At 31.9% G+C, this 18,126-nt stretch carries 13 protein-coding genes; all 13 read right to left on the reverse strand.

The window, feature by feature from the left end; all coding sequences use genetic code 11:
- Positions 1 to 6 precede the first annotated feature (6 nt).
- Positions 7 to 1,527, reverse strand: coding sequence for a TrkH family potassium uptake protein (locus tag Q3907_RS04855; RefSeq protein ID WP_301897510.1), 1,521 nt, complete (start codon positions 1,525 to 1,527; stop codon positions 7 to 9).
- Entirely contained in the window at positions 1,511 to 2,869 is a 1,359-nt protein-coding gene (gene trkA / locus Q3907_RS04860) for a Trk system potassium transporter TrkA (RefSeq protein ID WP_301897511.1), read from the reverse strand. Before trkA ends, Q3907_RS04855 begins: the two co-directional genes overlap by 17 nt.
- Positions 2,870 to 3,298: 429 nt before the next feature.
- On the reverse strand, positions 3,299 to 3,481 hold the full coding sequence (locus Q3907_RS04865; RefSeq protein WP_295647313.1) for a hypothetical protein: 183 nt from the start codon (positions 3,479 to 3,481) through the stop codon (positions 3,299 to 3,301).
- Between the two features lie 169 nt (positions 3,482 to 3,650).
- On the reverse strand, positions 3,651 to 4,190 hold the full coding sequence (locus Q3907_RS04870) for a type III toxin-antitoxin system ToxN/AbiQ family toxin (protein WP_301897512.1): 540 nt from the start codon (positions 4,188 to 4,190) through the stop codon (positions 3,651 to 3,653).
- Positions 4,191 to 4,793: 603 nt separating this feature from the next.
- Entirely contained in the window at positions 4,794 to 5,759 is a 966-nt protein-coding gene (locus Q3907_RS04875) for a hypothetical protein (RefSeq protein ID WP_301897513.1), read from the reverse strand.
- A gap of 28 nt (positions 5,760 to 5,787) precedes the next feature.
- Positions 5,788 to 6,366, reverse strand: a complete 579-nt coding sequence (locus Q3907_RS04880; protein WP_301897514.1) for a sortase — start codon at positions 6,364 to 6,366, stop codon at positions 5,788 to 5,790.
- A complete protein-coding gene (locus Q3907_RS04885; RefSeq protein WP_301897515.1) occupies positions 6,356 to 7,189 on the reverse strand; it encodes a Cna B-type domain-containing protein in 834 nt (277 codons plus the stop codon). The genes Q3907_RS04880 and Q3907_RS04885 overlap by 11 nt, the downstream gene beginning before the upstream one ends.
- A gap of 3 nt (positions 7,190 to 7,192) precedes the next feature.
- On the reverse strand, positions 7,193 to 8,002 hold the full coding sequence (locus Q3907_RS04890) for a class C sortase (protein ID WP_301897516.1): 810 nt from the start codon (positions 8,000 to 8,002) through the stop codon (positions 7,193 to 7,195).
- 30 nt (positions 8,003 to 8,032) lie between these two features.
- Entirely contained in the window at positions 8,033 to 9,466 is a 1,434-nt protein-coding gene (locus tag Q3907_RS04895; RefSeq protein ID WP_301897517.1) for a SpaA isopeptide-forming pilin-related protein, read from the reverse strand.
- A 123-nt stretch (positions 9,467 to 9,589) separates the two neighbouring features.
- Positions 9,590 to 10,480 (reverse strand): SpaH/EbpB family LPXTG-anchored major pilin, encoded by an 891-nt coding sequence (locus Q3907_RS04900; RefSeq protein WP_301897518.1) that lies wholly within the window; start codon positions 10,478 to 10,480, stop codon positions 9,590 to 9,592.
- 44 nt (positions 10,481 to 10,524) lie between these two features.
- A complete protein-coding gene (locus Q3907_RS04905) occupies positions 10,525 to 11,121 on the reverse strand; it encodes a hypothetical protein (protein ID WP_301897519.1) in 597 nt (198 codons plus the stop codon).
- Complete coding sequence (locus Q3907_RS04910; RefSeq protein ID WP_301897520.1) at positions 11,108 to 15,949, reverse strand: prealbumin-like fold domain-containing protein; 4,842 nt, start codon at positions 15,947 to 15,949, stop codon at positions 11,108 to 11,110. The genes Q3907_RS04905 and Q3907_RS04910 overlap by 14 nt, the downstream gene beginning before the upstream one ends.
- A gap of 81 nt (positions 15,950 to 16,030) precedes the next feature.
- Positions 16,031 to 16,669: a signal peptidase I gene (lepB, locus tag Q3907_RS04915; protein ID WP_301897521.1), complete on the reverse strand. Its 639-nt coding sequence runs from the start codon at positions 16,667 to 16,669 to the stop codon at positions 16,031 to 16,033.
- Positions 16,670 to 18,126: the final 1,457 nt, after the last annotated feature.

Consider the following 18,126-nt stretch of genomic DNA (forward strand, 5'->3'; position numbering starts at 1 on the left):
GGTATTTCATTGTATTTTTCTTTTATTACGCTTATGAAATGATTTAGATACACTTCTTAATCCCAATACTGGAGATAAGAAAATAATAATTGGATAAATTTCCAAACGACCTATCAACATCGCAAATGACAATACGATCTTACTAAAATCAGAGAACATGGAGAAATTTCCCATTGGACCACATAAACCAAATCCTGGACCCACATTTCCTATACATGTGATCACAGAGCTTATTGTCGTTTCAAAATCTAAGTTATTCAACGAAACTAAGAACAACAAAATTCCAACAATAATGATAAAGCTACAAAAATAAGCTAAAATCTGGTTTACGATTTCTGTATCTACTACTTTTCCATCCATTGTGATGGCTTCTACTTTTTGAGGGTGTAATAGCTTTTGAATATCCAACTTGATTTTTTTTACAATGATCAACATACGAGAAACCTTCACACCACCACCTGTAGATCCAGCACTCGCCCCAAGAATGGTCAACAAGAATAGAATCATCTTACTAAACTGTGGCCATATACTATAGTCGCAACTAGAATAACCCGTAGTCGTAATAATTGATCCAACTTGAAAACTAGCTAGACGAATGGATTTTAATACATCAAAATTATACATAGATAGAATATTTAATGTGATGCAAACAATTGAGAATAAGATCACACCTAAATATGTACGTAATTCTTCATTTTTAAAGACTTGTTTAAAATCTTTAATTAATAAGAAGTAATACATATTAAAGTTGACACCAAATAAAATCATAAAAATCGTAATAATCACTTCATAATACGAATTGTTGTAGGCACCAATACTAGTATTTTTAATCGCAAAACCACCGGTACCTGCTGTACCAAATGTGTTACAAAGCGCATCAAACAATGGCATTTTACCAATCAAAAGTAAAATCACCTGTATTATTGTTAAACCCATATACATTGTATACAAAATCATAGCTGATTGACGCATTCGAGGTACTAGCTTGCCAATTGTTGGTCCTGGAGCTTCTGCACGCATAATGTGCATATCACGATCATTTGATTTTGGTAGTAAAGCCAAAATAAAGACTAAGATACCCATACCACCAATCCAGTGCGTAAAGCTACGCCAGAAAAGTGTGGCATGCTTTAAATTTTCTACTTCTGTTAAAATACTAGATCCAGTTGTAGTAAATCCAGAAACCGCTTCAAAGAAACAGTCTACAAAAGAAGGAATTTCATTGGATAAATAAAATGGTAAACCACCAAAGAAAGATACAACAATCCATGCAAGTCCTACCGCAATCATACCATCTTTGGCAAAATAAGAATTAACTCTAGCCTTTTTTCTTGTTAAGACATAACCTAACACTAGACAAATCGCAATGACAATCAAATAGGAATCATATATCCCTTCATGATAAATCAAATCCACAATCACAGGTAAAACCATTAGGCAAGCCTGTGCAACAAGAACCATACCTAATACGTTACCGATCATGGCCCAGTTTAATTTATGTAAATTGTGCTTAAGATAGTAAATCATTGATATCCCTCAATCCTGCAACCTTACTAATAATAATCACGGTATCCGATAATTGAATACGCGTATCACCAGTAGCTACTTTAGAAACACCTTTATGTGTTACATACGCAATGATAATCCCTTTACGAATATTTAAATCCTTGATTGGCACATCAATAAAACGACAGTTATCACGAACTCTAAATTCTAAAGCTTCAAGTTTGTCATCTACAAGTTTGATCAATGATTCAACATTTGATCCAACTGTATTTTGCATAGCACGAACATACTGCACAATTTGGTTGGCCGTAATAAATTTAGGTGTAATTGAATTTTCTAAGCCTAATTTATCCAATAAGAATCCTAAAGAAACACGGTTTACCTTAGGCAAGACATGCGTAACACCATGATTTTGGGCAAACATTGAAATAATAACATTTTCCTCATCATTATCTGTAAGTGCAATAAACGCATCCATTTCTTCCAAAGATTCACTTAATAATAATTCGTGATCCGTTCCATCCCCATTAATAACTGTTGCCTGTGGGAATTTTTCTACAAGACTAATACACTTATCTTTTTTGATTTCAATGATCTTTACATCCATACCTAGTTCTAACAACATGCTCGTCAAATAATATGTGATTCTTCCACCACCAACAATCATCACCTCATTTACAGTTCGATCACTTAAAATACCAACTTTAATGAAGAATTTTTCTAATTGTGTTGTAGAACCCGTTAGTGTTACACGATCCTTTTCATAGATGACGGTATTACCATTTGGAATAATAACCTCGCCATTATGTTGAATTGCCACAAACAAGACTTCACTTTTCAAACGACGATTGATGTCGCAAATACGCATGTTTGAAAGTGGTGAATTTTCGGTAATCTTCACTTCTGCAAGTTCAATTCTTCCCTTCGCAAAAGAAGAAACCTTAATTGAATTTGAGAATCGAATGGCACGCAAAATTTCACGAGCCGCTGCCTGCTCAGGATTGATGCTCATGCTCAATCCCAATTCATCCTTAATTAAACGAACGGTATTGTTGTATTCTGGATTACGTATACGTGCAATGGTATGTCTAGCACCTAATTTTTTTGCCATTAAACAACAAATGATATTCACTTCATCCGTTGATGTAGCCGCAATCAACAAATCCGAAGACGATACACGAGCTTCCATTAACGTATCTAAACTTGCACCATTTCCTTGTACACCAACAATATCCAACTGATTCATGGTACTAGATAGAACATTCGATTTATTTTCAACCACTGTAATATCATGACCTTCCTGGTTTAATTGTTTCGCAATCGCAAATCCAACTTTTCCATCACCCACTACAATAATTTTCATAACTCCTCCAAAAAAAATAAATTCCGATACGGAACCTAACTCAAGTATAATACAAATTAAATATAAAAACTAGTACTACAAACGCATGTAATGAACACTGGTGATTACGCATTAAATAATCTTCAAATTTTAGTGATTTAAGATTATTTATTTTTAACTCCTCTTTTGCAAATGGCTGGTAAGTGATAAATTGTTACAGGCAGCGCTATAATTAGAACGCTTGTGGAAAGGCAAGCTCTTGAAGAGCTTCATAAGTTGAATAATCATCAAGAGGAACTTGGCGGTTCTAGTTATTCATCTCGTGAAACTCCGAACCGCCAAACACAAATGAATACGAAAAGAACGTAGAAAGTATCCATCTTTACATTCATTTACTTGGTCTGAAGATTCTGAAAAATCTGAAGGACAGTTTCTTGTAGAAAATACTGTTCAAGATTGGTATGACGCTAAACATGCAACATCATCTATTTTTGAAATTGAATTTATAAATTCTTTAGACATAAAACAATATCCATTCTGTGGATCTAATGGTTTTATAAAATATGACCATAAAAAAGATGGAACACAAAGATATATTTGTAAAGAATGTGGTAAATGCTTAAATTTTTTCATAAGTATTCTCCTGTAACAGTGTGCTTATAAACAAATAACATATTTAGGTGTAACAATTCTTTGTTTAATCTTAGTGAAAAAATTGAATTAAAAAAGATGAAAAGTATAAAGCTCTCATCTTCGTTTAATATATGCAATATCAAAAAATGCAAAGAAAATTATTACAAATTTATAATTGGTAATTCATATATTCTTCTTGTAATTTTATGAAATTGCAACATCTTCTTTTGACTTTTTCATCTAATTCCCCAGATATATATAAGTTATATAAATTTTCTGCTTTTCTTAATACTAAAGCTTTGTTATGACTCAAATTTAGCCAAGTTAATTGGTTTCTAACCAAGTTTCTATATTGTAATTCTGCTTCCGAACAATCGGAGTTGAATCCAGTATCAATAATTTGATAAATCCTATCATCATTTATAATTGGAAACATGTTATTAAAATTGATAGCACCGTATTCCCCACCATTTATTTTGTGAAAATCCAGGCCATTGCTCATTCTAGCATGCTTTGCCTTTGGTGATGTCAATGGGATTACAAACTGGTTTTCATTATTCATAATTAAGATACCAATAAATGGTCTGGGAAAATTATCACTGCCCATATGTTCTAGCGGAACTTTAGAATCAATAGTATTACGTAAAAAATCAGTATATTCCATTGAAATTCTAATTAAAACAATTCTATTATCTCTTAATTGCCACATAACTACTCCTAAAATAAAGAAATGGTCAATCCAAAAAAGGATTGACCGCTTTTTTCGCTCCCACTTGGTTTTGGTAGGGTACACCGCTTTTTTCGCTCCCACTTGGTTTTGGTAGGGTACACCGCTTCTGGTATTTCTACCTTCATTTATATTATACACAATATATCATTAAAGTCCAGGGCCATTTTTTGCTTTTAATGATTACGCATGAAATAATCTTCAAATTTTAGTGATTTAAGATTACTTATTTTTTTATGCACTTTAATAGTGTATTGGTGTACATTATTGTTACGAAAAGGTATGTTACTTATCCTGACTTGGTCGAAAAGTTCCGTTCTCCTGGTCACACAATCAAAAAAACGAAACAAGGTTATAGTCTCTATTCGTGTACATCTAAATATGTGCCTGGTGGTAAACCTAAATGTTGTCCGAGCCCAATATCAGCTATAAACCATTTTGAGGTATATATCACCCTTTAAAATCCTGGAGAGCAAATTCACCTAACTCCATACAAATTAACTACACAAAGATCACCTAGATAAGATTCTACTTTATATGTTTCAATAAATAATTTGATTGCTAATAAAAATTTAGATATTCATGTCATTTTTGATTTAGAAATCGTCTTTCCATATAATCCTTTAATTTCCTTTTATCTTGATCATCTTGGTCCAAACATAATTGATCATATATATCTAAAGCTATTTCGTACAACTCTTTATCAACTTTCGATACCCTGTGCACACCTTCATCAACTTTATCAAAGCTAATATCAAACATTCTAAGAACCAATGCAAATATACATACTGAAATAATAGTTTCTAATTTTGGATCTTTAGCTAACATAAAAATTAATATAACTATTCCATATACAGTAAATGTTATACTTAGGCATATTAAAGATTCTTTAAAGGCTTTAAAAATTTGTTTTGCATAAAACTTAATTTTTCTATATAGGTTCACATTTTTTATTTGCTTTTCATCAGAATATTCTATACTTTTATATAAAGTTAAAGCATGATTTAGTTTCATTAAATATAAATCATTTTTATTACTACTATCATTTATTTTACTATCGCTTGAATGTACATTCTCTTCATTTTCCAATTTGCTGATTTTATGCATTTTTATACCCAGTTCTTCGAGTTCCTCATAAGTTACATGCTTTTCAACATTTTTAGACGCTTTAGCATCTACAAAATATTTAAAAACTATTTTAATTAATAATATAGATAGTACAATAACATACAAAACAATTTGCCAAAAACTTAAATCACCTTTGGATACAAATATTCTAAGAATAAAACCACATATAAAAAGGAATAATGCCCAACTATTAGAATATGCTTCTAAAAATTTTTCTTTAAAATCATTCTTATTGTATTCTGGTTTGTCTTCTAAATTAGTTGTAGTAGATACATTGTTAAAAAAATCTTTGATTATAACATTTCTCCCTTTGAAAACATTTCTAAAAAGCAAACAAGATGCAACAAATTGCATAGATAAAGCAAAAATATAGCCGATTTCATTTAAATTTTGCACCAATAAATTAATAAACTGAATAATCATTATTATAAAACCATCCTTTTTTTATCTATCACTTACACCTTACAACCACCCTATACTGCGCATCCAACGTACAAGTATATAGAGTTAATGGCCATTTACCATTTGTTACAGCCTCCACACTATTTGGTTTAAGAGCCTCTATCGCATCCACTCCATATTCAAAACTATTTCCATTCACATCTGTAAAAATGATTTTGTCACCATTATGTAAAGTATTTAACCTACCAAAATGAAACCAAGAATTATGAGCTGCAATTACCATATTATTCTTATAAATACTTCCATAATATCGACAAGGAAGTTTCTTCATATATTCATAGCTAAATGTACTTGTTACACAAAGCTTCAAATTCAAACTAGGAATTTCAAGAATACCAACACAAGGTATTCCATCCACTTTTTGTTCAGGCATTTCCATATCTGGATTTAATACGTAGTCTGGTATTTCTCCTGAAGAAGTTTTTAAAGTATGATACTCACTCATCATATGTTTTGAAACATAATAAGAACGCAACGAATCATAGACATTATAAGAACATAAAGATAACGATAGAATTATACAAACGATACCTATACAATATATGATTCTTCCTATTTTATTTCTCATTACGCAACTGGCGTCCTAAGCCAAATAAAACAAGTCCAACAAACAATAAAACAGGAACTGGCCACCATAACTGTCCCGTGAAAGCAAGCTCATCATCCTTTTTCTCTTTCTTCTTATCCGTATAACTACCCGTATTTGTTAAAACAACACTATCCTTTTCCCTATAACAACTCTCTTTATAGCCAGAAGGAACACTTGTTTCCATTACACTATATGTATATAAAGTTGAAAGAGAATCCCAAGTATAAGACCATTGATTATCTGAATTTAATTTCACTTTATCAACCACTATACCATCTGACCTTAATAAACATACCTCAATCGATTTAGGACGAGACTTCTTATTATCCTTCTTCCATACCTTTAATACATGAATACGACTCGCCTTATTACTAGTCTCATACTTTAAATCCACACTTAAATCACCACTTAAAGAAACTAAGGATACTTGTGGCATATAAAATACACCATTCGATTCAACTTCTTTTCCTACCACCAAATAAATACCGGATTCTAGACCAGAAAAACCAGCCTTACCAGAAGAATCAGAAGTCGCATAAGCATCTGCCTCAATGCCATCCATTAAAATACGATTCTCTAATGCATTGGCAGCCCCTTGTACATCTTGTTTTAAATCAACAGAATAATTTGAAAATACACCTGTCAATTTATAATTCTCATCCGCTACTCGATATAAAGAAACCTGCATATCTGATACTGGACAAGAAACATCCAAATTCATCAAATCACTTTTTGCGAATAGAGTTGTAGGTAAAAGACAACACAATAACGAAATGAATATAAAATAAATTCCTTTTTTCATCACCTACACTCCCTTCCTTTTCATTCGATATACAACATACCCAATACCATACAAAATCAAACCAATGACACTAGCCACAACCAAAGGATTTACCTTCGCAGCATCTGCCGTTAAATTCTTCTCATCCATCATATTCTCTACACGATGTCCACGAACTAGTAATCGATGCGTATTAATACCATAAGGCGTACAAGTAAATAATGTACATAAATCCTTACCTTCTTCAATTTCTAATAAACCATAATCATTCGGCTCAACAATCGCGATATTATCGACTTGATATGCAAGCACCTTATCATATACATGTAAATAAAAATAATCTCCCTTTTTAAGCTTATCCAAATCCGTAAATAACTTTGCACTCGGAAGACCTCTATGAGATGAAATAACACAATGCGTACTAGCACCACCAACAGGAAGACTCGAACCCTCTAAATGACCAACGCCTACCTGCAATACAGACTCATCTACCGTATGATAAATCGCAAGCTTCACCTGAATCTTAGGAATCGTAACATACCCCATCATACCCGTACCATCCGCATTTAATAGACTCTTATATTCACTAAGCTCAGAATCACTTGGAGTAAAACGACCACCATTATTTATTAACCCAGCATTATATTCAACAGCCCGATCAATCTCAGCCTGCTTCTTTTTTTGATCCATCTTAGCCAAAGCATCCGAATAATTTGCCACAACACGACTTTGATGCAAAGAATTCCAATAATTACTAACAGTAGGATACAATAACAACGATAAGCCAGTCACAAAAACAAGTATCGCAATTATAGTTGAAATATGTTTCTTCATCTTACAATCCATTCCCCTAACAACAAAAAACTAATCATTAAACTTTCTATATAATACAAACGAAACAAGCACAAATACAAAACCAATTAAATAAATAGACCATGTTCCAACACTACCCGTAGAAGGTAATAAACTACCACTTTGATTTTGAACTTCAACCTCAACCTCAGCCTTACCCACATTCATGCCATAAAAAACAAGGAAAGACTGACCCATAATTTCATTTGAAGAACCAAGAACTGGATTTACCACAACAGTAACAACATCACTCAATTTATTGTATCCTCTAGGAGCTTGAACCTCCCTAAGAAAATACCTTCCAGACTTCAAACCGGAAAGAACAAAGCGACCACTACGATCCGTCTTTATAAGACCCTGACCCAAATCAGACTTTTGAAACACATTAGAATCCTTTGTTTCAATAAAACGAATACAATTCACATCATTCAATGCATCCACTTCACTTGTATACAAACTAAACTCAGCACCCTCAAGCCCAACTCTATTCACCGAACACTTAAACACTGGAATACTCAATACACCAACATTCACCTTATCCGATAATGACACAAGATGATCACCATATTTCAAACTAGCCACATTCGCATTATTAGTACATGCATCCTTATTAACAATGGCACTATACGAAATTCTTATATCACAATCCATACAATGATTTTCTAAAATTCTATAACCATCAAAAGTAAATAAAACCTCAAATTCATTTCCTAAATCCAATGCACTATAATGCTCATTTTCATTTAAATCTATAATCAAATTATCATTAACCAAAGAAACAACAATTGAATCCAAATTTAACGATAACCCCTTCTCCATCTCATCCTTAAACACAAGATTTTCAGCACCTTTAAAATTCCTTATAACACTCGTAAAATACACCACATCACCAATACCAGCCGTAGCGTACTTACCCAAAGAATCCGTACCATCCATCTTCACATACTTCGATAAAGTAGGCTTTTCATTCTTCTCTTCAACACGAACCACATAATTCGTAGTAGTCAAACCACAAAGAACCCCTACACTTGAATCCACTAAATAATAACCCAAATCTAAATCTTTAAACTCAACAATACCTCCAACTGCCCGTTGACTTTTTTTCGTAATACTCTCATGAGATTTCGCATAAGCCAATGCCCTTTGAGCAACCAAATCCATACTCTGCTCATCCCCAACAAAAGCTACACCACCATTCGAATTCACATCAAAATAGAAACGACCATCACCAGAATCAAAGAATTCATCCCACTCAGAAGAAATCTTATAAGAATAGTTATCCCCATCAAAGCTTTCCAAATCTAGCATCTTATAAATCGTATACATCTCACCATCAATCGCATTATCAATAATAATCGATCCACCCATACCATTTGCGATTACACTATCACATAACACAAACACAAAAACAAATAAGACGACTACAATTTCCCTGATCCGTTTCATATCCTTTATCCTTTTTATTCAACAACAGTAAGAACAGGACTGTAACAAACATTCGCTACAATCCTCTTTTTACTGTTGTTAAGAGAATGTAGAACATTCCCTCAACAACGTAAATTCATTCAATTATTTAGCTTTCGCTCTTTTTTTGTTAGCCAAAACAAATCCAGAACCTAGTACTAATGCACCACCAATCAAATAGATTAGTGTTGTACCCATACCACCAGTAGAAGGTAGTAATGTACCAGTGTTGTTTTCTACATTAATTACATCTGTGTCAGAAGTGCCTTGTAACAATCTAACAAATGTAGCTCCATCAACATCTTTTGAAATAGTTACTTCTATTCTATCTGTTAATCGATTATACCCTTTAGGTGCTTCTGTTTCTTCAAGATAGTATGTACCTACATCTAGACCAGTTATATTAAATTTACCCTTTGCATTAGTTTTAATATTCGTTACTTTATCTTTATTGTTATCCCCTTTAATAAATTTACGATAAGTTGGAACTCCATTTATGTCATCAGTTTGAATTAATTCAATTTGAGTAACATTATCTTTGCCATACAATGTAAATTGTGCACCTGCAAGTGGTTTTTTTGCACCTGTATATTTAAATACAGGTACACCAAATGTATATGTATATGTTTTTGCATCATTAGACGTATTATCGTTACCATATGTTAACCAAGTTTTATTTTCATTTGCTTCTACATTACTATTAGTGAATGTAATAGCAGCATCTTTTGTTAAAGTAGCAGAATATGATACAAAAATATTATAATCTAAATTCTCATGGCTTTTTAAAAAATCTTCTCTAAAAGTAACAGTAAAACCGTCATCATTTTTGTTAAGATCGTAGTGTGTACCGTCCTTTAGTAAATCATAAAAATCATTTTCAGGATTATCTGGATCATCATAAATAGCATACATTTGCAATGTTGTAGCGGCTAATTGAGTACCTTCATTATAATTTTCATTTAATTTTAGCCCTTTTTGCATTTGATCATGTAACACATAGTTCTTTGCACCTTTTTTTACATATATATTGGTTTCAAATTTTACAACAAAACAATACTAGCATAACTATCAGATCCATATTGTCCATTATACAATACTTTCTTTTCAACATTTGGCACCCCATTCTTTTCATCAATTGTAGCATCAGGTTTTGTTGTAGTTAAACCACAAAGAGCTCCAATATTTGAATCAACTAAATAATATCCATATTGTAAATGACTAAATTCAACTTTTTTATTTGCTGCTTCTTTTCGATCTGTTGGTTGAATTCCTTTCTGGTGCGCATACGCTAAAGCTTGTTGAGCAAATTCAGCAGCATTAGATTCTTTAAGGCTTGATTTTACATAACCATTTTCTTCAGTTACATAGTCTTTACCATATCCAGTCGTGAAAAATTCTCTCCATGCTGCAGTGATTTTATATGAATAAGCCCCATCTGGTGTTGGTTCAGTATCAAAACTCTCTAAGTCAAAAATCTTATAGATTTTATACTCTTGTCCATCAATGGCTTTATTGATTGTAATTGTACCGTTGTTACCATCGATCTGTGAACCACTAGTTGCCTTCACGTTTGTGCTTAATGAGAATACCATCATGAACGCAAACATAATGGCTGCAATCTTTTTAATTAATTTCATTACTTTCTCCTACTTTCTTTTTTCTCTTTTTTTTATCTATAATTGACAGGCTTATCACTCCTACAACCACTAGGGCTGTTCCTGACATCCTGTAAATCAGGTTTCCAGTACCACCCGTTGAAGGTAGTATTTTTGTACGGCTTTTGTTTGTCACGGTAACCGTATCACCGACTTTTGCAATATTTGTAGCTTTTGAGTTGTCTTTTGAGTTGCTTTCATAAACCACTTTATATTGCATTGAATTTATATTAGCTTCACTAGAAGCTGAAATCGGTTGTTTATTATCTAATTCGAAAACATAATATGTTTCGTCTAGATTATCTGGATTTCTAAATTTTGCAGACTTAACACCAGTATCATTAGGACCATACTTAATATCTATGGTTTGTAATGGATCTCCAGTTCCTTCTGCATTACCATACAATCCAAATTTATAAGTACCACTCACTGGACTTTTATCAGTTTCGGCAGCATTGTTTGTAAATTGCTTTTTAACCATAATACCCTTTTGAACGTTAGATATAGTTAATTTAAAATCACTTACATTATCTACATATGTATATTTCGAATCTTGTTTAGAATTACAATAATCTATATATGCTTGTACATCTTCTGATAAATGTCCAGACGCATCTTGTTTAACACACATAATGTACTTTGACTCTTTGTTTTCAACATATCCTTTTGGAGTTTCTATTTCTTTTACCTCATAAATTTTATTGAATTCTTTAGTCTGTGTAAAAGTACCATTCGTATCAGTTGTTCCATCTTCCTCTTTTTCAGGTTGAACACGCTGAATCTCTCCATTATTTAATTCACATTCATAAACCTTAAATTTAACATTACTCATCGTATTAAGCGTATCAGCATCCATTTTAGTAATTGTTAAATCTGGCTTTCTGGTAATTGTTGATGTACCAGCCGCATTAAAACTATACGAATATTCATTAATAGTATCCGTTTTACCACCATTAATTGAATGATTTTCCCAATAAACTTTATTAGTTAGATCCACCGGCTTACCTGGCGCAGCTTTAACTATAGCTGTATATTTAATCGCAACCCTTTGTTCATTTGGAACAGTTATTTTTAAAGTATTGGTATCTTTATCAAAACTCTTATCGATATTGTTGTTATCGCCTTCTATTTGAATAGAAGCTAAATCCAATTCTAAAGTATTACTTAATTCATCTATTAATTTAAGTTTATTGTCACTTGCGTTTGAAGGTAGATTCTGGCCTAATGGATTGACAACAATTGTATAATTAATTTTCTTTCCATTCTCAACATGACTTTTTTCTAAGTTATTCTTTTGAATTGTCGCATTCGATTTTGCAGTCGCAATAGTTTTTGAACCATCTTTATTTAGAAGAGTCACATTGTTAGTAAATGTTTGACTATTGCCATCAAGCAACACCTGTGAATCTGTAACTCTACAAACAACCTGCACATCAACTGAATATGTATCTTCTTCTTTACTAGCAGTAAAGCTACCTAATTGAATCAATGCCCTTCTCTTGTCTTTGCTCACATAATAAGTTGTTGGCTGAGAATTACCATTATCATTTGTTGAAGTATTTTCTATTTTATCCCAGTCATTTCCTAAATTTGAAATTACTGTAGATTGTACATCCGAAGCATTTTGACCATGCCATTTAATTCGAATATATGCAAGATCCATTCCTTCTGGAATTTGTTCTTCGACTCGATAATCACCTTGTAATTCACCCGCATAATTCAGTTTAAATGCCCATGAAGCATATACACCTTTTTTATTTTCTAATAACTCTGTAGATATTTTACTTGTAGGGTCTTGCCAATCAATATCCTTACCACCAACAGATCTATCTGTAACGACCTTCGTACCATCATAAGTAAATACTTGACCTAACTCTTTTAAAATATCTCCACCATAATAAAGCTTTTTATCCGCTGTTTCTATTTTGGTATCTTTTTCACCAGGATCTTTTTTCCAAAGCTCATTTCTATACGTTAGAGGCTTACGATACTCACGCGGTAAGTTACAAGGCTTTGTTTGAATCACAATATACATATTTTTTTGATTAAGATCTATATTCTTTTTAGCAGTCAATATCAATTTACCATAGTCTTGACTAGCCACAGAAGCAATATTTCCAAATTTACCTTTGTTATATTCAATATCGAAATAATTACCTATATTCTCTGGTGTATGTGTTTTACTATATTCTTCAAAATTCTTATAGCATGTAGACGGATTATCATTATTCAAATAGACTCCAACAATCGAATCATCATTTCCATGAGGATCACTATGTAAAAAATGATCCTCAAGATTACTATCACTTGATATACAATCAGTAATCTTAGTATCTTTCTTGATACCAGAACCACTCACTTCAATAACCCAATAAAGCTTTCCATTTTTCCAATACGTAGCATCCTCTTTTGGTTTCTCATAATACCAAGAGTACTTTGAAGTCCCAATATTATAATCACCCACAAGAGTAACACTAGAAGAAGAATTCACTCTATCAAAAGTAAATGGATCATTTCCTTTTTTTACAGTTCCATTCAACGCAAATGTATTTGTAACAGTTACTTGACTAACCATACGTAAATCTTTAGGTTTTGCATAATATTCAATGGTATATGAATAAGTGTTTTCTTTATTAAATCCTATTCTCTTTAAATCAATAGAAAAACTTGATTTGCCATCAATTTTTAGCCAGACAGGAGTCTGATCACTTCCACTTTTTTCATCATGAGCGCTAATTTTTGCATAACCCACATAAGCCATTTCGTTTGAACTAAACGAATCTTGAAGAGTAGCATTTGTGACATCCCATAATCCATGTGTTTTATTGACTATAACCTCATATTTATAACTATCTTTGGGAACTGTAAAAGTAGTCGTTTCTTTATCCTCTTCGAAACTCTCATTATACCTTTTCCCACTCATAGTTATCGGAGTATCCTTGGTAATCTCCGTTTGAGTCTTATTCACCCATTTATAATCATCCAAATTAACTGTTTTAATGTCGCTAGAAGCTATAAATCCTTGATTTGCACCATCCTTTTGTGTCGCATTTGATGAATTCACGCTAAAACTATTTTTTATTGGTACCGAATCACTTTGCATCTTCGCAAATACTTCAGGCTTTACCTTAACACTATACGTTACATAATAAGAATCCCCAGGATTCACAGTGATTGGGTGGCCATCTTTTCCTTTTAAATGAAAACTAAGCCGATTTACATTCCAATCAACCGAATATTCTGAACTATTTCTTGATGCCCATTCTACATTAAAATTGTTTTTGTTTATTTCAGTATACTTACTACTTCCCTTTTTCTTTTCAAACAATTTGATTGAATCCTTTACATAAGTAATATCACCATTTGTAGTAATATCATCATCTGTTTTACTTAAATAATCCCAGAAACCAAAGTCCTTTAATGGATAGTTACTATCCGTAGTAGAAGTAAACTCAAGTTTATAATTTATCGTATAATTCCCATCTGTATCCCTTATATAACTCTTTCCGTCTTTGCTCGGCAAAACAGTCTTATTCATTGATTTATTTAATTTAGTTTCAAATAGATCTGTCTTTTCAGCCTTCTTAAATATGTTGTTTCCATTTCCCCTTGCATAAACAATTGCTGTATTGTTTACGTTTTGATTATTTCTAGTCTCTATAACACCAGGAGCATCTGATAATTTTACATAATAATGTAATTTACGAATTTCATTTGGCTTCATATCACCAATAGTCCATACAAAACTTCCAGGCTCATTTAACTCTGGAATCTTCTGTTCAGAATTATCTGCATTTGTCAAATATATTTTTCCTGCAGTTTCATCAGAATGTCTTTCCTCATATGGATCATAATTATTTTCTTTACCATTTAATACTTTTTCAGCCGTTGTAATCCCTTCATAAGTGACTAAGTTTTTATTCTGGGTAAACTTATCTACTACAACCAAGTCTTTACATCCCTCTGCTCCAGCCCTAACTTCAATTGTATAATCAATATAGTCACTCGAACCTACTTTTGTATGAGATTTTGCTAATTCTACATTTCCATATCGTTGAATATAGTCAGAACCATAATCTAATTGAATATTTCCAGAAGGAGTACCAAAATTGGTTTTCCCACTTCTTGGATCTAGCGAAGCCAACTTCATTGAACCTTCGATTTCAAAATCACCACTAAGTTTATGTTCACTCGTTATATTGTTAAAAATCCCTTGATTATAAGTAACAACAACCTTTCCATCTGAAATAATTAAGTTACCAATAACATGATTATTATCATTTTTATCAAGAATATCTTTCGGTCCGGTTTGAGCAATTTTGAAAAATTTCGGAAGATTATAAGTAAAAGAACGATTATATTTATCTTTTAAATCTTGAAGCGGAATATCTGTAACATTTAATTTTATTTTTAAGCTTAGATCATCCGGATATGAGCTTGCATTATTTGGAAACTGTTTTTCTACACCTTTCTCTTTATACATCATTGAAACTGAGTACTTATATTCAGATTGATTATTTAATATTAATTCATTATTTGTAGTCAAAACCTCTTCACTCACTGTTTCCGGCTCATCCTTGACAACGGTACTTTCTTCTTGTTCATTTGCTTCATTTGCTTCATTGACTTCTTCTTGTTTAGTACAATCATCCGTATGCGTATGTTCTTCCTTTTCACAAATCAATTCATTGTTTTCATCATAACACTCAGCCGTATGCGTATGCTCTTCCTTATCACAAGCTAATGTTTGAGCAGGTAAAGATAGTGCATATACAGTACATACGACCACAATACACGAAAGTGCTATCATGATCTTTTTCCATTTTTTTAAGCGCGCTTTGTCTTGTAATAAACGCCTTAAATACTCCTGCACAATCTCACCTGCTTTCTATTACTTTACAATTCCAATTTTATTTAAAGGCCAAACCGAAAATAATACCTTACCCTCAATTTGTTCTTTTGAAACATCTCCAATTACAGCACTTCTTGAATCAATCGAACTCTCGCGATTATCACCCATACAAAACCATCGAGACTCTTCTACCTGATGTGGAAAGTCTATGTCTGTATTTCCAAGTGACTCACTATCCAAATAGGATTCTGAAATAGCCTTGCCATCCACAAACACCTTTCCATTCACATCTATATCCACCTTTTGACCAGGACTAGCTATAACACGCTTTACCAATAACTTATTACCCTGCCAAAAAGCTACAACATCACCCGACTTTAATTTTTTAGTTTTTATAGACACTACGATCTGCCCATTCTCTAAAGTCGGATCCATACTCGAACCATAAATCTTTAGTACTGGCATCCAAAGTGTTGCCACCAATACAGAAATAGCAGCCACGACAACAAGTATACTCAATGTCTTCTGTACTTTTTTTAAATATCTTTCTCTCTCTTTTAAACGACTAAGCTCTTCCTTGACCTCTTCATTAGACACAAGATCACTATCCGTCTGCATCTTATCAATCAAGTCAATCAATTCTTTTCGTTTTAAATGTCTTAAATCCTTCTTATCCATATCCCTATCCACACATTAAGATTATGTTAAGATGAGCATACATCATCTTTTGTTAATTAGTTGATATATGCATTTCTACCTTATCTTAAACAAATCTAACTACAATGTTATAAATACATTAGTACAACTAAAATTTAGCACATGTATTTTACATAAAGGTAAAATCGATTGCAAGCGCTTTTTTTGAAATATTTTAAACGGTTATATTTATTTCAATTAAAGTGTCTTAATCCAACGTATTTAGTACGTTTTAAACATTTTTGGTTATATGTTAAATTTTTAAAAAAATAAATGAAAATAAAAAATACAAACAACACTACTAATTTGTACAAACAAATTAAAATATTATTGATTTCTCATAACATATAACCACAGCTATATTCACTGCTTACAATCTTAACATTGTATAAAAGAATCTTTATACAATATTAATATCACTTAACAAACCCATTTTTAATCCTCATAATACTATTTCTTATATAAACATAAAGTTATATAAGCACATACTTCATATTCTAAAATTGTTCTAATTAAATTCTGAGAATCACTTAATGGGTTGTAATAATTTTACATCGTATCGTATGCGCTTACAACAGTGTTCTCTAGACAATTTAACATCTAAATTAGCTTTGAATCTGTTCATTTATACTTTATATAAAGTATTTTATGTATATTAACAAGTCTACCCCCCCCCCCGTTTAAAATCCACTAATTTGTGCAAATAAATTACTAATTTATGCAAATAAATGAAAATAATACGATTACATGTGATGATATAAAAAATATGTGAATCCCTCGATTTCAAGAAATTGGTTATGTGCAAGCAAAAGAAGATGTCATTCCATTTATCAAAGAGATTCGTGTTCTTAACATATGGTCAAAAGAATTCTTTATCTCTATAACAAACAATTTAATAAGCAATGAATAATCAACTATATAGTATATTTATTATTTTGTAAGTACCCATCTGACATCCCTAGAAAATTTCAAGTCCTCTAGCCATGGCATATTGTTCCACAAAATCACGAATCATTTTTTTAATGGCTACTTTAAACTGTGTAATATAATCCTTGATTTTATTCATAATGAATCTGCGCTTTCTGTGATTAAATCTATACTTGTATTCACAATAATACAGAGGCAATATTCTTTTTGATACTCCATGATATACGCGTAATAAATTACATAGTAAATCTATCTACTGCCATAACAAATATGAGGCTTTAATTAAGAAAATGAATGGGTACAGAAGAACTGATGAAAAGAATAAAAAAATATCTGGCTCTTATAAGACCAGATAGAAAATATTAGCGTAATATGAAAGTTCTGTTCAATACAAAAACATCGTATTTTTAACTGCAATACGATTTAAAGCCTGGATATAAAATTGTATCCAGGCTTAACGAATATATAAAACTAGATAGGGATAAATCAACCTTTAAAAGTCATAGGGATTT

This window comes from uncultured Holdemanella sp. (assembly GCF_958348295.1).
Classification (GTDB): Bacteria; Bacillota_I; Bacilli_A; order Erysipelotrichales; family Erysipelotrichaceae; genus Holdemanella.